We start from the raw sequence: 25,081 nt of genomic DNA, 5'->3' as shown, positions 1-25,081 counted from the left end.
CGTGTGGCGAGGGACTGGGCAGGACAGCCACTGGGTCACGGCGAGCGGGGCCGCGCCGATGCCGGTCCGGAGCGCCGCGAGACGAGGGCTTCCCCGCTTGACGGGCTCGGTGGCCGCCAGGCCGAGGTCCTGCCTGGACTTCCAGGTGCCCGGGGGGTCCGCGTAGACCTGCGCGAGCGGTGGGGTCGGCGCCCTGTCGGCCGGGTCGGGAGAGTCGGCGCGACCGGTCAGGCCGAGGAATTCGTGGTGGCGCGGCCGCCCTTGGAGACCAGGGTGGTGAGGTTCATCCGCTTGCTATAGCGGTAGGTCATCAGCGGGCTGCCGCTGACGATCTTCTTGTACCAGACGGCGCTGCGGCCGGTGAGCCGCATGCGGACCGGGGTGAAGTCGGCCCGGGTGAACTGGATGACCGCGTCCTTGCGGCCCAGACTGATCGGCTGGTGGAAGTAGCCGAAGCGGAACGGTTGGACGGTCTTGCCGCGCACCAGGCGCGCGATGGTGTCGGCGGTGTACTGGGCGGTGGGAAGCCCGCTCTGGCAGGAGCCGTGCAGCTGTCCGAAGTCCATGCGGATGGCGGCGGCGTCGCCGACGGCGTGGATCTCCGGGTGGGAGACCGAGCGCAGGGTGGCGTCGGTGAGGATCAGGCCGTGGGGGTCGGTGGCGATGCCCGCCTCGGCGGCCAGCGCCGAGACCGTGACACCGGCGGTCCACAGACAGGCGTCGGAGCGCAGGAGCCGCCCGTCGGCGAGCTCGACGGCCTCGGGCAGAACCTCCGCGACCCGGACGCCGGTCTCGCGGGTCACACCGAGGCGGTTCAGCGCGCGGTGGAGGTAGCCCCGGGCCTTGTCGCCCATCATGGCGCCGGGCTCCTCCGTCCCGATCAAGGTCACGCGCAACCCCGGGTGGGCCTCGGCCAGCTCCGCGGCCGCTTCGATTCCGGTCAGGCCGGCGCCGCAGACGGTGACCGTGCCGCCGGCCGCGGCGACCTCGGCGACTCTCGCGGCGAACCGGCCGGCGACCTCCGGGCTGTCGAGGGTGAACGCGTGGGCCTCGGCGCCGGGGACCCGGCTGGTGCCGGTGGCGCTGCCCAGGGCGTACACGAGCGTGTCGTACCCGAGGGTCGTCGAACCGTCGACCGTGATCCGCCGGGCCTCGGGGTCGAGGGCCGTGGCCGCACCCTGGACGAACGTGACACCGGTGCCGTCGAGCAGGTCCGCGATCTTGTGAACGGCCAGCTCCTGGCCCGCGGCGATCTGATGCATCCGCAGCCGCTCGACGAACCGGCCCGACGGGTTCACCAGGGTGATACGCACACCCGCGGTGCGACGAGTGCGGTGCGCCAGCCGGATCGCGGTGAACATGCCCGTGTAGCCGGCGCCGAGAACGACGATGTGGTGCCCGTCGGTCATCTCTGCCTCCTGGGTGAAGCACCGGCTTCCGCGCCGGTGACACCCCCCTGACAAGACGCCATCGTGCATCCTGACAGGTCCCGGATGTGCGCTGCGCCACATCCCGCGAACGTGCTGAACCTCGCTGGTTTCCAAGGGGCTCGCGCATGCTCCTTCCCCCGCCGGACCCTGCCGTGGTCCGCGTTCGAAGGCGCAACCCTGCGCCGTGCCGTTCTGCGCCGACATTCCGCCGCGACCGGCCTGACGGCGGAACTCATCGCATGTCGATGGCTGCAACCCTCTGCCTTGCGGCGGACTGTCCCGCGCCGCTCTCCTGGTGGCGACCCGGTCCTCAGCACTCCGGCCTTGCCGCGCCTCTTTGCCCCCGCGTCATTCATGCGACACGGAGCGCAGGCTCTGGAACGGTGTGGTCCAGACCGTGGTTGTCACCACATCAGAGGGACAGGCTCAGCCTGCCGTGGGTCTGGGCTGTGCAGGGTGGGGGGCCATCTCTGGCTGAACCAGCGAGGGCCCGGCACCCGGTCGTGCAGGGTCCTCGCTGGAGGTCGGCAGGAACGGCGGCACGGGAAGCGTCGCCGGCGCGACGGAGGGCCCGTGTGGTCGGTGTCGGCCCGCCGCCCGCGGCTGTCAGCAGGGGATGCTGAGCGTCATGCCGGAACCCTGGTAGTGGGTCTCGTACGCGTTCTGCACGCTGCCGTTGACCATCCCGGAGTACCGGTACATGGTCACCCCCTCGTCCGACACCGCCGGTCTCTTCGGCCCGGGGCGGGAGCGGCTGGAGGAAGACGCCCCGGCCCGACCCTCATCGCCGCCCGGGGGCGTGCGACCTCAGGAGCCCGTCGGCGCCTGGGTCGTCGGGCGGCCCAGGTACCAGACGGGGCCGGGGTCGGGTACGTCGAGTTGCGTGAATCCCAGGCGGTCGTAGAAGGCCCGGGCCGGGGTGTTCGTCCGCACCATGCACAGGTGCACGGCGGCCACCCCGCGCTCATGCAGCGCCGCGAGGAGGGTGTGCATGAGCGCGCGGCCGTACCCCTTGCCCTGCCAGGGCGGCAGCAGGTCGATGTGCAGGTGCGCGGGATATCCGGACAGTTCGCTGAGGACCATGCGCTCCGGGGTGTGCAGCAGGACCGCCATCGACTCGGCGGGCGTGGTCGGCGCCCCGGCAGGGGCCGGGAACCGTTCCGCCACCTTCGGGAGCCATTCCTCGCGGAACCGGGCGGCGAATCCCGCGGTGTCCGGCGCCCCGAGAACGTAGCCGACGGCCCGCCCCGTGCCGTCGTCCAGGACGAAGGCGAAGTCCGGTTCCAGTTCCACGTAGGGGTAGGCGAAGATCACGGGCATCAGCTCGGGGTCCGGGTAGAGGCCCGAGGAGTCTCCGCCTTCGTGAGCCGTCCTGACGCAGATGTCGGCGAGTCGAGCGCGGTCCGAGGGGCGGTAGCGGCGGATGAAGGCGGTCGTCGTCATCCGGGTGATCCTTGCAGGCTGGGAGCGCTCCCACAATGGGCCTGGACGTCCTCGCGTCCAGCCGCCGCGCGTGCGGGGGGAGTCGGCGTACTCCTCCCGCGCCGGTCTACCGCCGATCGAATGTCCAGGTGAGGACCACCTGGCCCGCTTCCGGGGCGCCACCGGCGCGGCGGTACGTCGCCAGCGCCGCCGCGTTCTCCTCGTCCGTGATCGTCCACAAGCCGTAGCAGCCCCGCGCACGGAACAGGTCCGCGAGCGCCGACACCAGCGCCCGGCCGACGCCGCGCCCACGGAACGACTCGTCCACGCCCAGCTCGTACAGGAACATCTCGGTGCCCTTGTCCGGATGGGTCATCTCGACGCCGGTGACCATCCCCGCCGGGACGTCGTCCACGTAGGCGATCAGGAGGTGGTGGCGCTCGTCCGTCAGAAACCGTTCCGTGGCCTTCCGCCCTGGGGTGGTGTCGAAGAGATGCCCAGCGGCGTCGACCGCCTCGACCTCAGTGACACGACGGATCTCCATGCGAGGATCCTGACACGTTTCGGCCGTCGCCGGTCGGCCGTCGTGCCGAACGTTCGAAGTCGCCGCATTCACTCCGGAGCCGCTTCCCGTCCCACCACCCCGACAGCGCTGCCCGTCGGGGTGGCCACGCTGGAGAAGCGGTACGGGGGCGAGGTCGTCGGGCGTTCCGTCACCTTGTTCACCGCGGCGTCCGACCAGTCCACCGGCACCGGGACGTATGTCGCGAGGGAGTCCTTCGAAGGGACGCTCCACGGCCGAGCGGGCGTCATCGTGCCGGCCAGTGGGACGGGCGCGATGACCGGGATCACCGGGACGGGCGGGCTCGCGGTCGACCCGGACGGCACCCACCGCGTCTGGGTCGACTACGAACTCGCCCCGTAGCCCGCCGCTTTCCCTCCCACCTGGGGTGATGGACAGGAGCCCTGCTATCGTGCGCCGATGTCAACGATCAAGAAGATCCAGGTGACCATCGACTGCGCGGACCCCATGCGCCTCGCGGCGTTCTGGTGCGAGGTCCTCGGGTACGTCGTGCCTCCGGTCCCGGAGGGCTTCGCCACCTGGGAGGAGTACGACCGCTCGCTGCCGGCCGAGGAGAAGGTCGTCTACTTCGGGTGCAGCGATCCGTCGGGCGTCGGGCCCCGCGTGCTCTTCCAGCGGGTTCCCGAGGGCAAGGTGGTCAAGAACCGCGTGCACATCGACGTCCGGGCCGGCCTCGGACTCGTGGGGGACGAGCGCCTGTCCACGCTCGAGGCCGAATGCGCACGGCTCGTCGCGCTCGGCGCGACGCATGTGCGGACGATGCTTGCCGACGGAGAGAACGAGTCCTGCATCGTGATGCAGGACCCCGAGGGCAACGAGTTCTGCCTCGACTGAATCTCGTCCGAGACCGCGCCGCCGCGAGCACGGCACGGCCGAGACGGCGCCCCTGGTCGTGCTGTCGGCGGTGCGGGATGACGAGTCCGGTCCGAGGGTGACCGCCGGCGGCGATCGCGAGGGCACCTGCCTCGTCGGCGGCGGTCTTGGCCCCGGGCCCTCAAGCGTGGAGGGACTTCACGGCCGGCTTCTCGGACGGCGTCCGCACCCTCGCGCCGCCGCGCACCGCGTCTCCGTCGGCTGCCTGGCACCAGGATGTGCCGGTGCAACTCGGCGTCGCCCAGCGTGCTTTCCGACACGCCGCCGCGTCCGGCCGGGCCTACGGGACTTCCACGGCGTCTGCGGCGTGCCCCCTCGCGGCGTTCCGCGGGCAGACGCTGGGCGCTCCACGCGCCGGAGATGTCGGCGCGGATCCTCGGGGCCGGCCTCTGTCGTCAGGGCACCGACGGGGCCGGGGGCGCTCAGGGTTCGTCGTCGACCGCGCCGGGGGCCAGCGCGGGAGCGGGGAAGGCATGGCGTGCCTCGCCGCCGGACCACCACACGCCGATGGCGAGGACCGCGGTCGCCTCCAGCAGAGCGGCGCGGGACAGTCCGCCGCAGGGCAGGGGGGTGCAGCCCATGGAGGTGATGAGCCGCGTCGTCAGGTCGGTCGCGGCAGCGGAGTCGGCGCAGAACGGCACGGCGAGCGGCGCGCCTTCGAACGAGGGCTGCGGGAGGGTCCAGATGCTCTCGTGGCAGATGCCGAAGACCTTGGCGACATGGGCGTCCGGTGCGGCGGTGGCGATGCGGATGGCGACGGAGTCGGTGCCTCCGGCGGTGGTCAGCGAGGGCCCGTACGGGCCGGGCGCCATGGGTACCGTGCAGTCCAGCAGCGTCCGTCCGGCCAGGAGCGGGGCGAGTTCCTGGGCCGACCGAGGCGCGGCGTCCGCCGGCAGTGCCATCAGGACGGCCTCGCCGTGTGCCGCCGCCTCGGCGAGGCTGCCGTGTCCGGTGGCTCCGATCCGGGCCGCTGTCGCCGCCGCGGCCCGCGTGTCCCTGCCGCCGACCAGGACCTGGTGCCCGGCCCGTACCCAGGCGCCGCCCAGGGCCGTCGCCATGGATCCCGTGCCGAGAATCCAGATGCGCATGCTCCTGCTCCCCGATGTGTTCGTGTCGTGGGACGTCATGCCGTGGACGCTAGGGGAGTCGATACGCACCACATGGTGTGCGTCGACCGGGCAGGATGGACGCATGGGAGAGCACGAGGAGCTGGGGGGCGACGTGTTCGCGGCGGACTGCCGGGCCCGCGTCGCCTTCGAAGTGCTGGCGAACCGGTGGGACAGCGTCGTGGTGTTCGTCCTCGGCGAGAACGGTCCGATGCGCCCACGCGCCCTGCTGGACCGGATCGGCGGCATCGGCCCCAAGGTGCTCAACGACGCCCTGCGACGGCTGGAGTACAACGGCCTGGTGGAGCGACGCCGGTACTCCGAAGCGCCGCCCCGCGTCGACTACACCCTCACCGAGGCCGGCTTCGCCCTGCTGGTGCCCATCCGCGCGATGGGCACCTGGGCCGCCCGGTACGCGGACACGGTCCTGGCCTCCCAGGACCGTGTCGCCGCCCGCCGGGCCCTCCCGGTGGACTGACCGGGGCCGTCCGACCGAACGGCGGGCGAGGAGACGTCCCGCCGGCCCACGGTGACGACCGGACGGGCCTCACCGCTACCAGGAGGAGAAGCGCGGCCGCTTGGGGCCGCACGCGCCGGCGGCGACGGCCTTGTCGTACGACTCCCGTACGGCGGCGTCGATTTCGGCCTGCGAGGCGTTCGCGGGGACGTAGGACCCGGAGTACACGACGCACGCCGAATCCTGGACCGGCCAGAGCGCCCAGGACCCGAACGCGACGACAGCGGCTGTCACCGTGAGCACGACGGCGGTGCGGCGGCGCGAGGTGAAGAGAGAACGGGACATCACCAGGGGATCCTACGGAACGGTGCGCAGGGAGCGGGCAGCGGCGGCTCCGGCAGACCGAGGAAGCCGAGCGATTGCCAGGACGAGGACGGTGGTGGGCAGACGCTGGACGGCGTTGCGCAGGGCGCCGTGGCCCAGGCGGGCGAGGAGGTCGCGGCCGAGGGAGTCGGTGCTCATGCGGGGTGTGCCCGGTGGATGTGGAGGGTGTGGAGGGTGATGAGGGCGTGCTCGCGCGGCTGCCCCGTGGCTGCTGCTCGCGGCGGTTCCGCTCCTCGGCCTCGCCGCCACCCGGCCACCGGCCGCGGCTCCGCCGCCGTCAGGGTGGACGGCGGAAGGAGGCGTCACCACGACGTCCTTGGGAGTGACCTCAGGTGAGCAGGTCGGTCCCCTTTCTGCCGTCGGAGCCGGAACCGGCGTGGCGCCGGCACCGGCGTCGGTGCCGGCGCCGGCGCCACGCCGGCAAGGCGGAACGGGGGTCAGTCGCGGTACGACCGCATCTGCCACACCCTGGCGCTGTCCAGGCGGGCGGTGCCGCCTTCGGCGAAGAGCCGGATGCCGTCGCTGTCGGGGCTGGGGAAGATCTGGTCCGTGATCACGGCTTCGCCCTCGCCGCCGAACACCTCGACGGACGACCAGTCGATCAGGATCCTGAGCTCGATCTTGCCGTTGCTGGCCGTCAGCGGTGCGCGCTGGACGCCGGGGAAGTCGCCGTGGAAGTCGACCGCGCCCGAACGCCTCCGGTCCACGTACAGCTCCCCGGTCTCCTGGTCGTAACCGATGACGGTCTCCTGCCCCTCGCCCGTCCGCACCGTGAACCCGAAGCGCTCGGCGTCGGCGAGGGTGAACGTGGCCCGGATGTCGAGCGCCGCGCCGTCGGCCCGGCCGCCGGCCAGCGGCACGGAGCCCTCCGCGATCCCGAGGTCGCGCACCCCGACGGACGGGCCGTGGAGCGACTCCACGGCGGGCACGGGCCGCTGCGTGAGCCGGATCCGGCCGTTCACGGTGCGCAGCGCCATCTCGCGCGGGACGCTCTGCGCGCCGCGCCAGGGGGAGGTCGGGACGGCGTTGCCGTACTGCCAGTTGTTCATCCAGCCGATCATGCGGCGCTTGCCGTCCGGGGCGTCCTCCCAGGAGACGGCGGCGTAGTAGTCCTTGCCGTGGTCGACCCAGTCGGCCCGCTGGACGGCCGAGGTGGCCGGCCGGTCGGCGGCGACGAAGTGGTCGGCCATCACATGGCCCCAGCCGGCCCTGTTCATGTCGACGATCTGGAGGACGGCCTGCTCGCCCTGGTGGGCGCGGAGGTCGAAGGAGGCCCAGTCCAGGGTTCCGCTGTCCGCGCCGGTCGCGCTGGCGACGACCTTCCCGTCGACGAGGAGGTTGACCGCGGTCTCCGTCGAGCGGGGCCGTGCCGGGGTGTCCGACAGCATCACCTGGTCGAGCAGGATGTGGCCCCAGCCGCCGGTGTTCTCGTCGACGACCTCGACGCGCGCGGTGCGGCCCGCGAGGTCGCCGAGGTCCCAGGAGACCCAGTTGAGCTCTTCCGAGTCGGTGCCGGTGGCGCTCCGGACGATCCTGCCGTCGACGACGAGCCGGACGGCCGTGGGCGCGTCGGCCCCGGAGGGGTGGTTGCCGCCGCCGACGAGGAGGTTGAGGTGCCTCGCGGTGATCGTGAAGTCGGGGGAGGTGAGGGTGCCGGTGGTGGCGTCGCCGCCCAGGAAGGTGTTCACGAGGCCGGAGCCCTCGTGTCCGGACACCGGGTGCTGCCCGGGGAGGGTGCCGGCCGCGGGCCCGTCGCCGAAGGCGGTGCCGGTGGCCGTCCAGGAGCCGTAGCCGTCCTGCTCGAAGTCGGCGAGGACCTCTCCCGGCGGTGCGGGCGCGTCGCCCGGGACGGCACCGGGGACGTGCGGGTGGCGGCCGCCGCCCACCTTGAAGTTGAGGTAAGGGCTGGTGACGGTGAACGGCGGTGAGGTGAGCGTGCCGGTCTCGTGGTCGCCGGTGTGGAAACTGTCGGCCAGTCCCCTGCCTTCGGCGCCGCTCGTCCCCGACGTCCCGGGCGCGGGCGCGGGAACGGGCCCGTCGCCGAAGGCGGTGCCGGTCGTTCCCCAGGTGCCGTAGCCGGACCCCTCGAAGTCCTGCACCACCACGCCGGGCGGCGGGGTGTAGGAGCCGTCGTCGTCGGGCGTGAACCGTGTGCCGTCGAAGTCGCCCACGAAATACTGGGCGGCCGAACCCCCCGCGATTCCCCCGGGGTTGAGGTTGACGACGAGCACCCACTTGGTACGTCCGGGGTCGCCGTCGACGGGCAGGGGGAAGAGGTCCGGGCACTCCCAGACACCCCCCACCGCGTTCCGCGGGCCGAAGTCGCTCAGGTGGGTCCAGGTCTTGAGGTCCTTGGAGGAGTAGAACCGGACCTTGTGCTCGGTCGAGAGCGAGACCGTCATCAGCCAGCTCCTGGTGGGCGCGTACCACTGGACCTTGGGGTCGCGGAACTCCTTCGAGCCGATGTCGAGCACGGGGTTGCCGGAGTACCTGGTCCAGGTGCGGCCGCGGTCGGTGCTGTACGCCAGGGACTGGGCCTGCTTGCCGTCGTCCTTGGAGTGGCTGGTGTAGACGGCCACCATCGCCGGGTTCTCCGGGGTCCCGAATCCCGTGGTGTTGCCGTGGTCGACGACGGCGCTGCCGGAGAAGACCATCTCCTCGTCGTCGTGCGGGAGGGCGAGGGGGAGTTCCCGCCAGTGCACCAGGTCCTTGCTGACGGCGTGGCCCCAGGACATGTTCCCCCAGGTGTCGCCGCTCGGGTTGTACTGGTAGAAGAGGTGGTACTCGCCCTTGAACCAGACGAGTCCGTTGGGGTCGTTCATCCAGTTCTTCGCGGGGCTGAAGTGGAACTGGGGCCGGTACGTCTCCGTGTACGGCCGGCTGTCCTCCGCCGACGCCGGCGGGGCGGCGGAGGTGACGGTGAGCGCGCAGGTCGCGGCGGCGGCGGCGACGAGGCGCAGCGGTCCACGACGGCGTGCGGGGGCTCGGCTCATGGTTTCTCCTGCACTGGGGGCGGCGTGCGGCGTCGCGTCCGCGTCCGCTGCGGTCGTACGACGCCGGGGGATGCGCGGTGCCGGGTGGTGGGGCGACCCGGAAAGGGTGGTGTCATCGTTGACATGTGACAGCGATGACATCCGCTGGGGAGTGATGATGGGCGGGCTCCGGGGGGCGCGTCAATGGCCCGGACGGAGTTCGCCCGGGCGCGCGGCCCGACCGGCGGGTCGGCGCGCGGCCCGACCGGCGGGTCGGCTGGCGGCCGACCGGCGGGTCGGCTGGCGGCCGAACGGAGGGTCAGCGGGCGGCACGTCCGGCCATGGGCGCCGGCAGGCGCAACTCCTCGGCCCACGGCGGGTTCGGCCCGACGGCGCCGCAGGTCAGCGCCGCCACGTGGGCGGCGAAGACGCAGGCGTCGAAGACGTCGTCGACCCTCAGGCCGGTCAGCCGTCCACCGAGGAGGCCCCGGGCGCCGAGGTGGTGCAGGAGCCCCGCCGTGAACGAGTCGCCCGCGCCGACGGTGTCGACGACGTCGGCCGGCGGCGCCGGCACGACGATCCGCTCGCCGTGCAGCGAGGCGACCGCGCCGTGCTTGCCGCGGGTGACCACGACCAGCGGGACGCCCGCCGCGTGCCAGACGTCGCAGGCCCGCTCGATGGTGCACCCGGGCAGCAGCAGCCCCAGGTCGTCCTCGCTGAGCCGGAGGATGTCCGCGAGCGCGCACCAGCGCGGCAGGCGGGCGCGGTAGACCTCGGGTGCCACGAGCAGCGGCCGGACGTTCGGGTCGAGGGAGATCGTGGCGGTGGCGGAGGCGCGGGCGAGGAAGTCCTCCACGACCGGGCCGCCGGGGTCGCGCACCAGGGCCAGGGAGCCCGAGTGCAGGCAGGCCGTCGTGGCGAGGTCCGTCACGGCGAGCTCGTCCGCCGTCCACTGCCAGTCGGCGGTTCCCCGGGCGTGGAAGGAGTACTCCGCCCGGCCCTGGGCGTCGAGTTCGGCGACGGCCAGTGTGCTGGGCTCGGTCGCGCGTACGGCGGCCGAGAGGTCGACGCCCGAGCTCTCCAGGTGGCCGCGGAACAGCCGGCCGAAGACGTCGTCGGACAGCCGCGCCAGGAAGCGGGCGGGCGTGCCGAGCCGCGCGAGCGCCACGGCCGTGTTCGCCGGGCCGCCGCCCGGCAGGACCCGCAGGGCGAGCTCGCCCGGCGCGGTCGCGGGGGCGGTGAACGCGTCGGCGACGCATTCGCCGAGGACGGTGACGAGGGGCAGGCGCATGACTCGTTCTCTCCAGGTGGGCAGGGCGGAAGGGCTGCGTGCGCGGGGGTCGCGGAGGGTCACGGAGAGCGTCGCTCTCGTCGTGGGTCCCGGTGCGGGCGGCGTTGCCGTTCTGTGACGGCGTCAAGGCATTGACGTTTCCGGGTGATGGAGTTCATCATCCTCCGCAAGCGGTGTCAACGATGACATCGGTCAACGATGACACCGCCGTGACGCCGCTTCACCAGCCTTACGACAGCAGCAGTTCCTCGCGCCGCCGCCCTTCGATCCGCGCGGCCGTTCCGCTCTCGCCCAGCAGGAGACCAGCATGCTTCGCAGAAACCGCACCCTCCGCGCCTCCGCCGGCCTCACCGCCCTCGCCGCCGTCTCGGCGCTGACCCTGACGGCCTGCGGCGCCGGCGCGCAGGGCGGCTCCGGCGGCGGGACCAAGGTCGGGCTGATCACCAAGACCGACACCAATCCGTTCTTCGTGAAGATGAAGGAGGGCGCCGAGCGGGCCGCGAAGGAGAACGGCGTCGAACTGGTCAGCGCCGCCGGGAAGTTCGACGGCGACAACGCGGGCCAGGTCACCGCGATCGAGAACATGGTCAACTCCGGGGTGAAGGGCATCCTCATCACGCCCAACGACTCCAAGGCGATCGTCCCCGCCCTGGAGAAGGCGCGCGCCAAGGGCGTCCTGGTCATCGCGCTCGACAGCCCGACCCAGCCGCAGGACGCCACCGACGCCCTCTTCGCCACCGACAACGTCAAGGCGGGCGAGCTCATCGGCCGGTACGCCAAGGCCGCCATGGCCGGCAGGCAGGCGAAGATCGCCACCCTGGACCTCGCGCCCGGCGTCGCGGTCGGCGCGCAGCGCCACCAGGGCTTCCTCAAGGGCTTCGGCATCGCGGAGGGCGACCCCTCGGTCGTGTGCATGCAGGACACCGGCGGCGACCAGGCCAAGGGACAGACGGCGATGGAGAACTGCCTCCAGAAGGCCCCGGACGTCAACGTGGTCTACACGATCAACGAGCCGGCCGCCCTGGGCGCCCACACCGCGCTGAAGGCGAAGGGCCTGGACAAGAAGGTGCTGGTCGTCTCCGTGGACGGCGGCTGCACCGGCACGAAGGCCGTCAAGGAGGGCAAGATCGCGGCGACCTCGCAGCAGTACCCGCTCCAGATGGCCTCCCGGGGCGTCAAGGCGGTCGCCGACTTCGCCAAGGGCGGCACGAAGGCGTCCGGCTACACCGACACCGGCGTCACGCTCATCACCGACGCGGCCCAGCCGGGCGTCGAGGCCGAGGACACCGCGTACGGCCTGGAGAAGTGCTGGGGCTGAGCCCCCGGCAGCAGGGCGCGCCGCGGAAGCACCTCCGGGCCCCTGAAGAACCCCGCTCCGCCGACCACCGACACACCGGCAAGGACCACCATGACTGCCACAACCCTGCCCTACGACCAGCTGAAAGGACCGAGCACGGTCCGCCGGCTGCTCGCCACCCCCACCACGGGCCCGCTCGTCGCCCTCCTGCTGGCCTGCGTCTTCTTCTCCCTGACGACCGACCAGTTCCTCTCCGGTGGCAACTTCTCGCTGATCGTCCAGCAGGTCATGGTCGTGGGCACGCTGGCCATCGGCCAGACCCTGATCATCCTCACCGCCGGCATCGACCTCTCGTGCGGCGCCGTCATGGCGTTCGGCAGCATCGTCATCGCCAAGACGGCCGCCGAGGGCGGCCTGCCCCCGCTGGTGGCGATCGCGCTCGGCCTGGCCGTCTGCGCGGGCTTCGGACTGGTCAACGGCCTGCTCGTGCAGCTGATCCCGCTCCCGCCGTTCATCGTCACCCTCGGCATGCTCAACGTGGCGTTCGCCCTGACCCACATCTACTCGGCCGAGCAGACGGTCACCGACCTCCCCGGGCCGCTGACCGCCCTCGGCGAGACCTTCCCGCTCGGCAACACCGACATCACCTACGGCTCGCTCGTCACGATCGCCCTCTTCCTGCTCTTCGCCTACGCCCTCAGCGGCACCGCCTGGGGCCGGCACGTCTACGCGCTCGGGAACAGCCCCGAGGCCGCCCGCCTCAACGGCATCCGCACCTCCCGGCTGACCGTCGGCCTCTACACCCTGGCCGGACTCGTCTACGGAATCGCCGCACTGCTCCTGATCTCCCGCACCGGCGTCGGCGACCCGCAGGCCGGACAGACCGACAACCTGGACAGCATCACCGCCGTCGTCCTCGGCGGCACCAGCCTCTTCGGCGGCCGCGGCGCCGTCCTCGGCACCTTCATCGGCGTCCTCATCGTCGGTGTGTTCCGCAACGGCCTCCAGCTGATGGGTGTCGCCTCCATCTACCAGACCCTGATCACCGGCGTGCTGGTGATCCTGGCCGTCACCGTCGACCAGATCTCCCGGAGGAAGGCACGATGAGCACCGCCGACGTCACCCCCGTGCTCCAGGCCCGCGGCCTGGTCAAGCGGTACGGCCATGTCACCGCCATCGACGGCGCCGACTTCGACCTGCTGCCCGGCGAGGTCCTCGCCGTCATCGGCGACAACGGCGCCGGCAAGACGAGCCTGATCAAGGCCCTCACCGGCGCGCTCACCCCCGACGCGGGCGAGATCCGGCTCCACGGCGAACCCATCCGGTTCACCGGACCGCAGAGCGCCCGGCAGCACGGCATCGAGACCGTCTACCAGGACCTGGCCGTCGCCGCCTCCATGGACATCGCCTCCAACATGTTCCTCGGCCGCGAGCTGCGCCGGCCCGGCTTCCTCGGCAGCACGCTGCGCATGCTCGACAAGAAGCGCATGCGGCAGGAGGCGGCGGCCCACATGGCCGACCTCAAGATCGGACTGCGGTCGCTGACGCAGCCCGTGGAGACGCTCTCCGGCGGCCAGCGCCAGGCCGTGGCGGTCGCGCGGTCGGTGGCCTGGGCGAGGAGCGTCGTCGTGATGGACGAGCCCACCGCCGCGCTCGGCGTCAGGGAGTCGGGGCAGGTCCTCGACCTGATCCGCCGCGTCCGCGACAAGGGCATGCCGGTGGTCCTGATCAGCCACAACATGCCGCACGTCTTCGAGATCGCCGACCGCATCCACATCCACCGGCTCGGCCGCCGGGAGGCGCTGATCAAGCCGTCCGACCACTCCATGGCGGAGGTCGTCGCCATCATGACCGGGGCGCTCAGGGTGAGCGACGATGGAGGTACGGTCGTTGCCGACGCGGACGCCGCCCAGGCAGCGGGCGTGTCCGCCCACTGAGCCGCCGCGGCCCGGCGCCGCACCGGCCTCAGGGGTCGCCGCGCAGTCAGGACAGCGGGCCCGGCCCCCGGGAGGTGCAGGGCCCGACGAACGCACAGGAACGGTGGTACATGGCCGCGAACCGCCGCCCCACACTGGCCGATGTCGCCAGGGAAGTGGGCGTCAGCGCCAAGACGGTGTCCCGGGTCCTCAACGAGGACGGTCCGAGCTCGCCCGAGACCCGCGAGCGGGTGCTCGCCGCGGTCGCGAAGCTCGGATTCCAGCCCAACCTGATGGCCCGCAACATCCGTGTCGGGGGCCCGGACACCACCGTCGGCCTGGTCGTGCCCGACCTCGGCAACCCGTTCTTCGGGACCGTGGCCGGTGCCATCGAGGACGTCGTTCGAGCCCGCGGGCTCACCCTGCTCATGGGGTCGTCGGCCGAAGACGCGGACCGCGAACGGGCGTTGATCCAGACGTTCCTCGCCCGGCGCGTCAGCATGCTGATGGTCGTCCCGGCGTTCGGCGCCGACCACAGCCACCTCAAGGCGCCCCGCGCGGCCGGCCTTCCGGTGGTGTTCCTCGACCGCCCGGGCGTCGGACTGTCCGCCGACTGCGTGGTCAGCTCCAACCGTACGGGCGTCCACGAGGGCGTCTCCCACCTCATCGCCCGCGGCCACCGCCGTATCGGATTCATCGGAGACCTCCCCGCCAACCTCTACACCCGGCGGGAACGCCTCGCCGGCTACCGCTCGGCGCTCGCCGAGGCCGGACTGCCCTACGACCGGGCCCTGGTGAGCGGCGCCCACACCCAGGAGGAGGCCGCCGCCGAGACCACCGCCCTCCTCGCCCGGCCGCAGCCCCCCACCGCCCTGATCGCGGCGAACAACATCATGGCCCTCGGGGTCGTCGCGCAGCTCACCCGCGCGGGCCGCAAGGACGTCGCCCTGGTCGCCTTCGACGACCTGCCGCTCGCCGAGGTCCTCGAACCCGCCCTGACCGTCGTGGCCCAGGACCCGGCTGCCATCGGCGAGACCGCGGCCCGCACCGCCCTGGCCCGCCTGGACGGCGACCGGACCCGCGCCCGCACCCACATGGTCCCCACCCGGCTGGTGGTCAGGGGTTCGAGCGACCTGCCCCACCACGCCGGCGACCTGGGGCGGCACACCGGAGGCTGACCTCCTCGGCGCCCGCCCCTATCGGGAGCCGTCGGCCACCGCGTGGCCGTGCGGGGCGGGGCCGAGGAGTTCGGCGAGCCCGCGGCGGGTGGCCGCGATGACGACGCGGTCGTGCGGGTGCAGCACGTGCCCGGGGTGGAGGTCCCACAGGAGCGAGGGCTGTTCGTCGCGGCCCGTGTGGGCGAGGTCGGGATGGCGGGCCTCCGGGCGCGCGGTGTCGAGGGCCAGGACGCGCCAGGAGCCGGGGCGGAAGGCCTCGGACACGGTGCGGCCCTCGAACGGGGGGTGGCCGGCGACCGGGAGGGCGGCGAAGAGCAGGACCTTGCGCTCGACGGAGATCGCGCCGAGGATCTGACGCCCCATCATGGCGCCGGCGAAGGCGGGGGCGGCCAGGTGGGAGACGCTGCGGCTGCGGGTGACCGCCTGCGGATGGGCGGAGCGCAGGGTGCGGTAGACGGCGGCGGCGAAGTCGTCGTCGTACAGGCGGAGCGCGACCCGCAGATCGTCCTTGAGCGCCCGGGCGGCGAGGGTGGCCTCCAGGTTGGTGGTGTCGGAACTGGTCAGGGCCAGCAGCGCGGCGGCGCGGTGGACACGGGCCGCGTCCAGGACGCCGTCCTCGGTGACGTCGCCGAGGACGACGGGCACGCCCAGGTCGCGGGCGAGCGCGATACCGCGGGCGTCCGGGTCCTGTTCGACGCAGACGACCGGGATGTCGAGCTCGCGCAGCCGGGCAAGCACGCGGGTGCCGATCTTGCCGAGGCCCAGCAGCACGATGTGGTCGGAGAGCCCCCGGGGCGGCCGTCGGAGGGATCCGGCGGTACGGAACGTACCGAGGGCCTCCAGGGCGCCGGCCACCAGCAGCGGCAGCAGGGCAAGACCCACCAGCCCGGACAGGAGCTGCAGGACCTGACGGGTGGTCGGCTCGTCCACCGCGGGGTCGTTGATCGAGAACAGGTCCAGCAGGGTCAGGTACGCGGCGTGCAGCGGATCCGCGTCGGTGAGCGCCGTCGAGGTGACGGTGAGGGTGACCACGGCGGCGACGATGCCGGCGAGCGCCCACCGCAGCCGGCTGGAGAACACCTCCCCGAGCGGGGCGCCCCGCCGGGCCAGCCGCCGGGCGGGCAGCGCGGGTCCCGCGTGCCGGACCGCCTCCAGGACCACGGTGCCGCGCGCCGCGCCGCCGAGGACGGCGCGGTCGTCGGGCAGCAGTTCGGGGCCGGGCGCCGATCCCGCGTCCGAGCCCTCGAAGCCCGCAGGTTCGGAGGCCGTGGACGACAGCAGGGCCAGGGTGCACAGGCCCGGATCCGGCACCTCGCCCCGGCCGGGAACCGGCCGTTCGGAGGCCCGCAGCAGCAGCCCGTCGGCCTGGACGACCTTGTTGGTGTCGGCGATCGCGGTGGCCACCAGCGCCGGCGCGGCGGTGTCCGCGTCGGACAGCACCGTCGTGGAGGCGTCCAGGACCGCACGGTCCGCCCCCGGCAGCGCCACCAGGGCCGCCTGGTCGAGCAGTTCCTCCAGGTGCTGGCCGAGCTTGCGGTTGTACATGCGGACCACGAGCCTGATCCCGGGGCTGAGCCGGCGGGCGGCGAGCGCGGCCCGCAGGTTCGTCTCGTCGTCCTCGTACATCAGCGCCAGCGCGGCGGCCCGGTCCACCCGCGCGCGCTGCAGCACCGCGGGGGTGGGCGCCGCCGCGGTCTCCACCCGGACGGGCAGGACCACGCCCCCGCTCAGGCTGTCGTGGCCGGCCGCGCTCGGATCCGCCGCCTGCTCCTCGGCCTCGGCGGCGGGCGCGACGAGGACGACGCGCTGGCGGTAGACCTCCCGCAGTTCGATGGCGAGCCGGCGGGCGAGCCCGTCGTCGCCGCACACCACCATGTGGCCGCTCGTGCCGTCCTGCGCCTGTCCCTGGTGGGGCACCGCGGTCATGTTCCTCCCCCGTGACGTCGCTCCGTGTCCGCCCGATCATGCACCGCACGGCGTCCTCGCCGCCGCCGGGCGGATGATGCCACGGCGTCGCGCGGGGGTTCACTGCCCGTGCCGGGCAATCTCCGTGCGCTTCCGGTGCCGTGCTCGTACGGTCGGCCGGAACGCGGCCACCAGCCCCCGGGGCGACGTGCGACGACGGCATGCCCGCGGTGCGGGAAGGTGCTCGGTCCGCGCCGGGGTCACGGGTAGGGTGACGCCCCGTATCGACGTTTCTGTCGCCTTTCTGACGGGTCGCCGACATGGAGGAGGAGCCGACAGGAAGGAGACCGTCGCCTTGACCACCGCGGCGCGTCAGCGAGCACGCACGTTCTTCTCCGCGCACCCGGCCCGGACGGTCGTGTTCTCCTTCGCGGGCGCCGTCGCACTCGGCACCGTGCTGCTGATGCTCCCGGCGGCCGCCCAGGACGGCGCGGCGACCAGCCCGCTGATCGCCCTGTTCACCTCGACCTCCGCCGTCTGCGTCACCGGTCTGGCCGTCGTGGACACCGGCACGTACTGGAGCGGCTTCGGCGAGGGCGTGATCCTGGCCCTCATCCAGATCGGCGGCTTCGGCATCATGACCCTGGCCTCGATACTCGCCCTGCTCGTCTCGGGCCGCCTCCGCCTCCGGCTGCAGCTGACGGTGCAGGCCGAGACGAAGAGCCTCGGCATCGGCGACGTACGCCGGGTGCTGCTGGGGGTCGCCGGGACGACGCTGATGGTGGAGCTGGCGGTCGGCGCCGTCCTCGCCCTGCGGATCCGTTTCGGGTACGGCGAGGGGATCGGCACGTCGGCCTACCTCGGCCTCTTCCACGCCGTCTCCGCGTTCAACAACGCGGGCTTCGGCCTGCACGCGGACAACCTCACCCGCTACGCCCAGGACCCCTGGATCATCCTGCCGATCGCGGTCGCCGTCATCCTCGGCGGCATCGGCTTCCCCGTCCTGCTGGAGGCACTGCGGCACCGCCACCGGGCCCGTACCACCGGCCGGAGGAACTGGACCCTGCACACCAAGCTCACCGTCGCGACCAGCGCGGCCCTGCTGGCGATCGGCACGCTGCTCACCGGTCTGCTGGAGTGGTCCAACCCCGCCACGCTCGGCGCGCACGACGTGGGGGGCAAGCTCCTCGACAGCTTCTTCCACTCGGCGGTCAGCCGGACCGCCGGCTTCAACTCGCTCGACATCGGCGCCCTGCACGCCTCCACCCTGCTGATGACGTGCATGCTCATGTTCGTCGGCGGCGGCAGCGCGGGCACCGCCGGCGGCATCAAGGTCACCACCTTCGCCGTCCTCGCCGCGGCGATCCTCGCCGAGGTCCGCGGCGAGACCCACTCCGTCGTCCTCGGCCGCCGCCTCGCCCCGCAGGTGCTGCGCCAGGCGCTGACCGTCGCCCTGCTCGGCGTCGGCCTGGTCATGGCCGCCACGCTGGCGCTGCTCTCGGTGAGCGAGGCGGCGTTCGAAGCGGTGATCTTCGAGGTCGTCTCGGCCTTCGCGACCGTGGGCCTCTCCACCGGCATCACCGCCGAGCTGCCCGGCATCGGGCAGCTCGTCCTCGTCGCCCTGATGTTCATCGGCCGCATCGGCCCGATCACCCTGGTCTCCGCGCTCGCGCTGCGCGAACGCACGCGACGGTACGAACTGCCCGAGGAGCGACCCGTCATTGGCTGACTTCCTGCACCACCTGCGCCGGCGCCGCCGGCGGCGGCTCACCCAACCGCACAAGGCTCCCGCGGACCAGCGGGTCGCCGTCATCGGCCTGGGCCGCTTCGGCTACTCGCTCGCCAACGAGCTGATGCGCCGCGGCTGGGACGTCCTCGGCATCGACACCGACGCCCGGATCGTCCAGAAGTACAGCGACACCCTCACCCACACCGCCGTCGCCGACTCCACCGACCCAGAGGTCCTGCGCCAGCTCGGCGTGCACGACTTCACCAGCGCCGTCGTCGGCATCGGCAGCTCCATCGAGGCGAGCATCCTCATCAGCGCCAACCTCCTCGAAGCCGGCGTCCCCACCATCTGGGCCAAGGCGGTCAGCCGTCGGCACGGCCAGATCCTCGAACGCCTCGGCGTCCACCACGTCGTCCTGCCCGAGCACGAGATGGGCGAACGCGTCGCCCACCTCGTCACCGGCCGCATGCTCGACTTCATCGAGTTCGACGACGACTACGCCCTCGTCAAGACCGTCGCGCCGGGCAGCGCCACCGGCCGGCCGCTCGGCGAGTCCCAGGTCCGCAGCCGGCACGGCGTCACCGTCGTCGGCATCAAGCGCCCGGGGGAGGACTTCACCTACGCCACCGCCGAGACGGTCGTCGAGAAGGGCGACATCCTCGTCGTCACCGGCAAGACCCAGGCCGTGGAGGCGTTCACCGAACTGCCGTAGGCACGTGCGTCCGTACCGAGCAGGTGCGGCGCCCGGCCGCCGGGCGTGCGCGGCGCCCGGCCGCGCGCGGCGGGCCGGTTCAAAGGAGACCCAAAAGACCGCGTGCGTTCGGTAAACGGGCCGGCGGCCGCGGGGCTCGGACCTACGTTCCTGGAGTGACCACTTCTCCGGAAACCGAAACCCCCGTGCCCGGCGCCCCGCGGAGGGCCGCCGCCTCGCGCCGCGGACTGCTGCGCACCGCCGTCGGCGGGGCCGCCGCCGTGACCGCGGGGGCCTGGGCCCTCGACTCGCCGGACGCGGCGGCGGTGCCGCGGCGGCGGCCCCGGCCCGCCACCCCCCACGAGGCGCTGCGCGAGCTGAGCGCCGGGAACCGGCGCTGGCAGGTCTTGCGGGAGCGGCATCCCCACGAGACGCGTGCCGTGCGCGACGCGCTGGTGTCCGGCCAGCATCCGTTCGCGGTCGTCCTCGGCTGCATCGACTCCCGGGTCCCGCCGGAACTCGTTTTCGACCAGGGCCTGGGCGACCTGATCACGGTCCGCTCCGCGGGCGAGGTCCTCGACGAGGCGGTGCTCGGCAGCGTGGCGTACGGGGTCCTGGAGCTCGACATCCCGCTGGTGATGGTCCTCGGGCACCAGGCGTGCGGGGCGGTGACCGCGGCCGTCCACGCGGACGAGACCGGTGCGACGCTGCCGGCGCACATCCGGTTCGTCGCCGACCAGATCAAGCCCGTGATCGACCACTCGCTGGAGGGCGCCGCCCGCGTCGACGCCGCCATCACCGCACAGATACGGCTCGTGCGGGCGCGGCTCGCCGCGGAGCCCGACCTGTCGGCCAGGATCGCGACGGGACGGCTCGGCGTCGTCGGAGCCCGGTACGAGCTGACCAGCCAGGCGGTGCACCTGATCCGCTGACGGACTTGCCCCTTCCCCAAGGGCAGCGGGCACGGTGGCGGCGTGCCCAACGACATGATCACCATCGGGGAGCTCGCGGCCACGACCAGGCTCAGCCCCGAGGCCCTGCGGCTCTACGGCGACCGGGGGCTGGGTGAGCGGAGCCGGGACGACGGGGCCGCCCCCGCACGCGTACGGGCCCCGGGGGCGGGTAGGCGGTACGAGGGGGAGGGGACACGCGAGCGGGAAGGGGCGCGATCATGAACGTCAGCGACGGCACTCCCCGCGTGGTCGTCGGAGTCGACGGCTCGGCCTCCTCGTACGCGGCGCTGCGGTGGGCGGTCCGCCACGCCGAGCGCACCGGGGCGGTCCTGGAGGTCCTCGGGGTCTACGACGTCCCCGGCGCGACCGGCTGGTCCGCGCCGCCCGTGGACGCCGCCTTCGACGAGCAGCAGGCACGCGAGGCGCTGGCCGAGGAGCTGCGGGCCGTGCTGACCACCGGCGACGGCATGCCTCCGCTGGAGCAGCACGTCGTCCGGGGCAACCCCGCCGAGGTGCTCATCGAGGCGTCCGCCGGCGCCGAGCTGCTCGTGGTCGGCAGCCGGGGCAGGGGCGGCTTCGCCAGTCTGCTCCTCGGCTCGGTCAGCCAGCAGTGCGCCGTGCACGCCTCCTGCCCCGTCGTGATCGTCCGCGAGGACGCTCCCGGCACCACGGCCCGATCCGCCCGCACCGCACCCGCGGAGGTGAACCCATGAAGGTGACGACCTCCTTCCTCAGACTCCCCGACGGGCATCTGCTGCTGCCCGCCGACGAGGTGACCGAGCTGCTGAGGCGTCTCGCCGCCCTGTGGATCGAGTCCGCCGAGGCCGAGGACTCGGAACTCGCGCCCGACACGGTCGCCGCCCTGGTGGGAGCGCTGACCGAGGTCGCCGACAACATCGACGCCGAATGCATCGCGCTCATGCCGGTGCGCGAGGACGAGGACTGACCGGGAGCGGCCGGCGGCGGCCCGGGGAGGCGGAGCGGAGATGGCACGGCCGGTGTGGAAAGGCAGTCTCGCCTTCGGCCTCGTCAGTCTGCCGGTCGGGCTGTACACGGCGACGGACCACCACACGATCCGCTTCCACCAGCTCCAGCGCGGCACCTCGGACCGGATCCGCAACCGCCGGGTGAACGAGCGCACCGGCGAGGAGGTCGACCTCGACGACATCGTCAAGGGCTACGACACCGGGGACGAGTACGTGCTCGTCGAGCCCGGCGAACTCGACGCCCTCGCGCCCGGCCGCTCCAAGGTCCTGGAGATCAGCGGCTTCGTCGACCTCGACGAGGTCGATCCGATCTTCTTCGACCGGACGTACTACCTCGGCCCGGCCGACAAGGAGCACGGCAAGATCTACCGGCTCCTCGAACAGGCCCTGGCCCGCGCGAACCGGGCCGGCATCGCCACCTTCGTCATGCGGCAGCGCGAGTACCTGGTCGCGGTCAAGGCCGAGAACGGGCTGCTGACCTGCCACACCCTGCACTGGGCCGACGAGATCCGCGATCCGCGCGAGGAGATCGACACCCTGCCGGGCCGGCCGAGGACCACCGACCGGGAGCGGAAGACGGCCGCGCAGCTCATCGAGGCGATGACGATCGACTGGGACCCCGACGCCTACCACGACACCTTCCAGGAGAAGGTCGCCGCCCTCGTCGAGGCGAAGAGGTCCGGCGAGACCGTCGAGAAGGCCGAACCCCCCTCCGGGTCCACGAACGTCGTCGACCTCATGGACGCCCTGCGCGCCAGCGTGCGGCAGGCCCGGGGCGACGGGCGGGGCCGTCCGCGGCAGCGCGGCGAGCTCGGGAACCTCACCAGGTCCGAGCTGTACGACCGGGCCTCCGCCGCCGGGATCCGGGGCCGCTCCTCGATGACCCGCGACGAGCTCATCGAGGCCCTCGCCGCATGAGCCCGCGACTCAGGACGAGCGATGTGGACAAGCCGGGCTGGCGGCGCGTCCGCCACGGCCGCGGCTTCCGCTACCTCGACACCGCCGGAGCGCCCCTCGCCGCGCAGGACCGGGCCCGGGTCGTCGCGCTCGTGATCCCGCCGGCCTGGCGGGACGTCTGGATCTGCCCCTGGCCCAACGGGCACATCCAGGCCGTCGGGACGGACGCGGCGGGCCGGCGGCAGTACCTGTACCACGAGGAGTTCCGGCGCCGGCAGGAGGAGGCGAAGCACGCGCACGTGCGGCAGGCGGCCCGCGGGCTGCCCCGGCTGCGCCGGGCCGTCGCCCACGACCTCGCCCTGCGCGGACTCTGCCGGGACCGGGTCCTCGCCTGCGCGGCCCGCCTCCTCGACCTGGGCTTCTTCCGGATCGGCGGTGAACGCCACCTGCGGGACAACGCCTCGTACGGCCTCACGACCCTGCTCCGCGAGCACGCCACCTGCGCACGCGGGGAGATCTGCCTCCGCTATCCGGCGAAGTCGGGCCGCCGGCAGCACCGCACGCTCGTGGACGAGCCCACCTACCGCGTCGTCCGCGCGCTGCTGGCGCGGCGCGGCGGCGGCCCTCGGCTGTTCGCGTACCGGCACGGCGGCGCCTGGCACGACCTGCGGGCGGAGGAGCTCAACGGCTACCTGCGGGAGAAGGCCGGGCGGCCCCTCACGGCCAAGGACTTCCGCACCTGGCACGCCACCGTCCTCGCCGCCGTCGCGCTCGCCGTCTCGGCGCCGGTGGCGGACGGGTCCCGGACGGCCCGCGCCAAGGCGGTCCGCCGGGCCGTCCACGAGGTCAGCGAGTACCTCGGGAACACGCCGGCGGTGTGCCGGGCCTCCTACATCGACCCGCTCGTCATCGAACGCTTCGAGGAGGGCGTGACCGTCGCCGACGCGCTGCGGCGCCTGGGCGAGGACGGCGGCTACGGGCATCCGGCCACCCGCGGCGCCGTGGAGCGCGCGGTGCTGCGCCTCCTCACCTGAGCGGCCACCCGGGAGACCGGGCCGGGGCGGTCACAGCGCGTCCGCCGCCGTCCGCAGGTCGGCGACCAGGCCCGCGTACATCTCCTCGCGGCGCGGGGAGCGCAGCACGGCCGACGGATGCACGGTGGCGAGCACCCGGGTGCCGTTCTCGTCGCCGGGCAGCGGCCTCGGCACACCCCGGTCGGTGCCGACGCGGAAGGACGGGCCGAGCAGGGCACGGCCCGCGGTCGCCCCCAGGGTGACCACCAGCTCGGGGGACACCAGCCGCAGTTCCGCCTCCAGCCAGGGCCGGCAGGCCAGCGTCTCGCGCAGGCTCGGCGCCTTGTGGATGCGGCGCTTGCCGGTCTCCTCACGGGTGAACTTGAAGTGCTTCACCGCGTTGGTGACGTACAGGTCGTCCTCGTCGATCCCCGCTTCGGCCAGAGCGCGGAACAGCAGCCGGCCGGCGGGCCCCACGAAGGGGGCGCCCTCCCGGTCCTCCTGGTCGCCCGGCTGCTCGCCGACCAGCATCAGCCGCGCCCCCGTCCCGCCCCGGCCGAAGACGGTCCCGGTCGCGTCCCGGTACAGCGGGCAGCCCCGGCAGCCGGCCGCGGCCCTCCGGTGGGCCGGGAGCCCGCCCCGGTCCGGCAGATACGGCGTGGCGTCGTACGCGGCCTCCCGCTGCCCGGCACCGGTCATCGCGCACCTCCTCGCGGCGGACCCGCACCCCGGAAGACGGCGGCGCCGCCGACGTGCCCGCGCCTGCCCCCGCAGGCCCGCCGGAAACCCCCGGACGCGCCCCTGGCGGGTGCGCGGCCCCCGGCATGGCGGGCCCCCGGGCGGGTAGACGCGCGCCGAGGCGAGGAGCCCGCGATGAAGATCCTGACGATGGGTGTCGAGGAAGAGTTCGTCCTGGTCGACCGCGTGACCCGGGCCCCGGTCAACCGGGCGCCGGAGGTCATCCGGCGGGCCGGCCGCGCACTCGGCGAGCAGGTCCAGGCGGAGTTCTTCAACGCCCAGGTCGAGATCTGCACCCGCGCCACCGCGGACCGCCGTGACCTGGGCGACGAACTCTCCTGGCTGCGTACGGTGGTGGGCGCGGCGGCGCGGGACGTCCGCTGTCTGACGGTCGCCTGCGGCACGCCCGTCCTGCCGCCCGAGGAGCCGCTGACGGTGACGGACTCCGACCGGTACCGGCTGATGGCCCGGCGGTTCGCGCCCCTCGTCACCCGCGCCGACGGGGTCGCGCGCGACGACGGGCTCGTCTGCGGCTGCCACGTCCACGTCGGCACGCTCGACCGCGGGCGCGCCCTCGCGCTGGCCCAGCACGTGCGGCCGTGGCTGCCCGTGCTCCAGGCGCTGGCCGGCAACTCGCCCTTCGCGGGGCGGCGCGACACCGGCTACCAGAGCTGGCGGGCCGTCGAGCACGCCCGGTGGCCGACCGTCGGCCCGACGCCGGTCCTCGACGAGGCCCAGTACCTCGCCCACGTCGCCCGGCTGGTCGGGGACGGCACCCTGCTCGACAACCGCATGGTGTACTGGCACGCCCGGCCCTCCGAGCACGTGCCGACCCTGGAGATCCGCGTCGCGGACGCCAACGCGGAACTGGACACGGTGGTGCTGCTCGCCATCCTGGTGCGCGGGCTCGCCGCCACCCTGCTTCCCCGCGTCGACGCCGACGAGCCGCCGCCCCGGGTCCCGCGCGGGAGCCTGCTCCGGGCGCACCGGCTCGCGGCGGCGCAGGGCATCACGGGCATCGGTCTGGACCCGGTGGACGGCCGGGAGCGGCCGGCGGCGGAGCTCCTGGACGACCTGATCGACCTCGCCCGGCCGGGTCTCGACGCGACCGGCGACATCGAGTGGGCGCGGGAGCAGTGGGGGCGGATCCGCGAGGACGGCGGCGGCGCCGCACGGCAGCGCGCCGTCCTCCACCGGTACGGATGCTTCAGCGCGGTGGTCGACGCGCTGGCCGCGGACACCATGCGGATCTGACGAGCC

General features: G+C 73.4%; 26 protein-coding genes and 1 pseudogene. 16 read left to right on the top strand and 11 right to left on the bottom strand.

The genetic code is table 11. The annotated features are described in order from the left end of the window. Nucleotides 1-227: 227 nt before the first annotated feature. From ABFY03_RS05035 to ABFY03_RS05025, 3 genes are all read right to left on the bottom strand, one after another. Nucleotides 228-1,409 (bottom strand): NAD(P)/FAD-dependent oxidoreductase, encoded by a 1,182-nt coding sequence (locus tag ABFY03_RS05035; RefSeq protein WP_346169288.1) that lies wholly within the window; start codon nt 1,407-1,409, stop codon nt 228-230. Between the two features lie 828 nt (nt 1,410-2,237). Further along, complete coding sequence (locus ABFY03_RS05030) at nt 2,238-2,873, bottom strand: GNAT family N-acetyltransferase (protein ID WP_319012983.1); 636 nt, start codon at nt 2,871-2,873, stop codon at nt 2,238-2,240. Nucleotides 2,874-2,979: 106 nt separating this feature from the next. Next, nucleotides 2,980-3,396: a GNAT family N-acetyltransferase gene (locus ABFY03_RS05025; protein WP_346169287.1), complete on the bottom strand. Its 417-nt coding sequence runs from the start codon at nt 3,394-3,396 to the stop codon at nt 2,980-2,982. 120 nt (nt 3,397-3,516) lie between these two features. Between ABFY03_RS05025 and ABFY03_RS05020 the strand changes: the two genes are divergently transcribed. Together ABFY03_RS05020 and ABFY03_RS05015 are read left to right on the top strand one after the other, a co-directional pair. Continuing rightward, nucleotides 3,517-3,777 carry a DUF3224 domain-containing protein gene (locus ABFY03_RS05020; protein ID WP_346169286.1) on the top strand — a complete coding sequence of 87 codons (261 nt, stop codon included), beginning with the start codon at nt 3,517-3,519 and terminating at the stop codon, nt 3,775-3,777. 57 nt (nt 3,778-3,834) lie between these two features. Beyond that, a complete protein-coding gene (locus tag ABFY03_RS05015) occupies nt 3,835-4,269 on the top strand; it encodes a VOC family protein (protein ID WP_346169285.1) in 435 nt (144 codons plus the stop codon). A 52-nt stretch (nt 4,270-4,321) separates the two neighbouring features. Here ABFY03_RS05015 and ABFY03_RS37895 read toward each other — a convergent pair. Both ABFY03_RS37895 and ABFY03_RS05010 read right to left on the bottom strand, forming a co-directional pair. Continuing rightward, nucleotides 4,322-4,423, bottom strand: a pseudogene (locus ABFY03_RS37895) (IS5/IS1182 family transposase); the annotation flags it as partial. Nucleotides 4,424-4,730: 307 nt separating this feature from the next. Continuing rightward, nucleotides 4,731-5,396, bottom strand: a complete 666-nt coding sequence (locus tag ABFY03_RS05010; protein WP_346169284.1) for an NADPH-dependent F420 reductase — start codon at nt 5,394-5,396, stop codon at nt 4,731-4,733. A 103-nt stretch (nt 5,397-5,499) separates the two neighbouring features. Here ABFY03_RS05010 and ABFY03_RS05005 point away from each other — a divergent pair, with 103 nt between their 5' ends. Then, entirely contained in the window at nt 5,500-5,892 is a 393-nt protein-coding gene (locus ABFY03_RS05005; protein WP_319012978.1) for a winged helix-turn-helix transcriptional regulator, read from the top strand. A 75-nt stretch (nt 5,893-5,967) separates the two neighbouring features. Here the strand turns inward: ABFY03_RS05005 and ABFY03_RS05000 are convergent, their stop codons facing one another. The 4 genes from ABFY03_RS05000 to ABFY03_RS04985 all read right to left on the bottom strand — a co-directional run bounded on the left by ABFY03_RS05000 (nt 5,968) and on the right by ABFY03_RS04985 (nt 10,518). Then, nucleotides 5,968-6,216 (bottom strand): hypothetical protein, encoded by a 249-nt coding sequence (locus tag ABFY03_RS05000; RefSeq protein WP_346169283.1) that lies wholly within the window; start codon nt 6,214-6,216, stop codon nt 5,968-5,970. Nucleotides 6,217-6,228: 12 nt separating this feature from the next. Beyond that, the gene (locus ABFY03_RS04995; RefSeq protein WP_319012976.1) at nt 6,229-6,393 is read right to left on the bottom strand and encodes a hypothetical protein; all 165 of its coding nucleotides are present in this window, start codon (nt 6,391-6,393) and stop codon (nt 6,229-6,231) included. 299 nt (nt 6,394-6,692) lie between these two features. After that, entirely contained in the window at nt 6,693-9,248 is a 2,556-nt protein-coding gene (locus ABFY03_RS04990; RefSeq protein WP_346169282.1) for a GH32 C-terminal domain-containing protein, read from the bottom strand. A 298-nt stretch (nt 9,249-9,546) separates the two neighbouring features. Further along, nucleotides 9,547-10,518: a carbohydrate kinase family protein gene (locus ABFY03_RS04985; protein WP_346169281.1), complete on the bottom strand. Its 972-nt coding sequence runs from the start codon at nt 10,516-10,518 to the stop codon at nt 9,547-9,549. Between the two features lie 307 nt (nt 10,519-10,825). On the opposite strand from ABFY03_RS04985, the gene ABFY03_RS04980 reads away from it, so the two are divergent. The 4 genes from ABFY03_RS04980 (at nt 10,826) to ABFY03_RS04965 (ending at nt 14,909) form a co-directional block, all read left to right on the top strand. Continuing rightward, the gene (locus tag ABFY03_RS04980; RefSeq protein ID WP_319012973.1) at nt 10,826-11,836 is read left to right on the top strand and encodes a sugar ABC transporter substrate-binding protein; all 1,011 of its coding nucleotides are present in this window, start codon (nt 10,826-10,828) and stop codon (nt 11,834-11,836) included. A 90-nt stretch (nt 11,837-11,926) separates the two neighbouring features. Beyond that, nucleotides 11,927-12,922 (top strand): ABC transporter permease, encoded by a 996-nt coding sequence (locus ABFY03_RS04975; protein WP_319012972.1) that lies wholly within the window; start codon nt 11,927-11,929, stop codon nt 12,920-12,922. Beyond that, complete coding sequence (locus tag ABFY03_RS04970) at nt 12,919-13,752, top strand: ATP-binding cassette domain-containing protein (RefSeq protein ID WP_346169280.1); 834 nt, start codon at nt 12,919-12,921, stop codon at nt 13,750-13,752. Before ABFY03_RS04975 ends, ABFY03_RS04970 begins: the two co-directional genes overlap by 4 nt. Nucleotides 13,753-13,862: 110 nt before the next feature. Then, nucleotides 13,863-14,909, top strand: a complete 1,047-nt coding sequence (locus ABFY03_RS04965) for a LacI family DNA-binding transcriptional regulator (RefSeq protein ID WP_319012970.1) — start codon at nt 13,863-13,865, stop codon at nt 14,907-14,909. A gap of 18 nt (nt 14,910-14,927) precedes the next feature. Here the strand turns inward: ABFY03_RS04965 and ABFY03_RS04960 are convergent, their stop codons facing one another. Next, on the bottom strand, nt 14,928-16,784 hold the full coding sequence (locus ABFY03_RS04960; protein ID WP_346172203.1) for an NAD-binding protein: 1,857 nt from the start codon (nt 16,782-16,784) through the stop codon (nt 14,928-14,930). 385 nt (nt 16,785-17,169) lie between these two features. Here ABFY03_RS04960 and ABFY03_RS04955 point away from each other — a divergent pair, with 385 nt between their 5' ends. The 8 genes from ABFY03_RS04955 (at nt 17,170) to ABFY03_RS04920 (ending at nt 23,104) form a co-directional block, all read left to right on the top strand. Further along, nucleotides 17,170-18,543, top strand: coding sequence for a TrkH family potassium uptake protein (locus ABFY03_RS04955; RefSeq protein ID WP_346169279.1), 1,374 nt, complete (start codon nt 17,170-17,172; stop codon nt 18,541-18,543). Further along, nucleotides 18,536-19,255, top strand: a complete 720-nt coding sequence (locus ABFY03_RS04950) for a potassium channel family protein (RefSeq protein WP_319012968.1) — start codon at nt 18,536-18,538, stop codon at nt 19,253-19,255. The genes ABFY03_RS04955 and ABFY03_RS04950 overlap by 8 nt, the downstream gene beginning before the upstream one ends. 155 nt (nt 19,256-19,410) lie before the next feature. Then, nucleotides 19,411-20,166, top strand: a complete 756-nt coding sequence (locus ABFY03_RS04945) for a carbonic anhydrase (RefSeq protein WP_386723781.1) — start codon at nt 19,411-19,413, stop codon at nt 20,164-20,166. A gap of 42 nt (nt 20,167-20,208) precedes the next feature. Continuing rightward, nucleotides 20,209-20,409 (top strand): MerR family transcriptional regulator, encoded by a 201-nt coding sequence (locus tag ABFY03_RS04940; protein ID WP_346169278.1) that lies wholly within the window; start codon nt 20,209-20,211, stop codon nt 20,407-20,409. Beyond that, nucleotides 20,406-20,900: a universal stress protein gene (locus ABFY03_RS04935; RefSeq protein WP_319012966.1), complete on the top strand. Its 495-nt coding sequence runs from the start codon at nt 20,406-20,408 to the stop codon at nt 20,898-20,900. Before ABFY03_RS04940 ends, ABFY03_RS04935 begins: the two co-directional genes overlap by 4 nt. Further along, the gene (locus ABFY03_RS04930) at nt 20,897-21,133 is read left to right on the top strand and encodes a DUF6213 family protein (RefSeq protein WP_346169277.1); all 237 of its coding nucleotides are present in this window, start codon (nt 20,897-20,899) and stop codon (nt 21,131-21,133) included. The genes ABFY03_RS04935 and ABFY03_RS04930 overlap by 4 nt, the downstream gene beginning before the upstream one ends. A gap of 40 nt (nt 21,134-21,173) precedes the next feature. Continuing rightward, nucleotides 21,174-22,091: a non-homologous end joining protein Ku gene (gene ku, locus ABFY03_RS04925; protein ID WP_346169276.1), complete on the top strand. Its 918-nt coding sequence runs from the start codon at nt 21,174-21,176 to the stop codon at nt 22,089-22,091. After that, the gene (locus tag ABFY03_RS04920; RefSeq protein WP_346169275.1) at nt 22,088-23,104 is read left to right on the top strand and encodes a DNA topoisomerase IB; all 1,017 of its coding nucleotides are present in this window, start codon (nt 22,088-22,090) and stop codon (nt 23,102-23,104) included. Before ku ends, ABFY03_RS04920 begins: the two co-directional genes overlap by 4 nt. Before the next feature lie 30 nt (nt 23,105-23,134). On the opposite strand, the gene ABFY03_RS04915 is transcribed toward ABFY03_RS04920, so the two are convergent. Further along, nucleotides 23,135-23,782, bottom strand: coding sequence for a UdgX family uracil-DNA binding protein (locus ABFY03_RS04915; protein WP_319012962.1), 648 nt, complete (start codon nt 23,780-23,782; stop codon nt 23,135-23,137). Between the two features lie 174 nt (nt 23,783-23,956). On the opposite strand from ABFY03_RS04915, the gene ABFY03_RS04910 reads away from it, so the two are divergent. Then, the gene (locus ABFY03_RS04910) at nt 23,957-25,075 is read left to right on the top strand and encodes a carboxylate-amine ligase (RefSeq protein WP_346169274.1); all 1,119 of its coding nucleotides are present in this window, start codon (nt 23,957-23,959) and stop codon (nt 25,073-25,075) included. Nucleotides 25,076-25,081 lie beyond the last annotated feature (6 nt).

The sequence above is a fragment of the Streptomyces roseofulvus genome, from assembly GCF_039534915.1.
GTDB classification, from domain to species: Bacteria; Actinomycetota; Actinomycetes; order Streptomycetales; family Streptomycetaceae; genus Streptomyces; species Streptomyces roseofulvus.
Note: the sequence above shows the minus strand (reverse complement) of the source record. Positions and strands in the feature narration are given on the sequence as shown.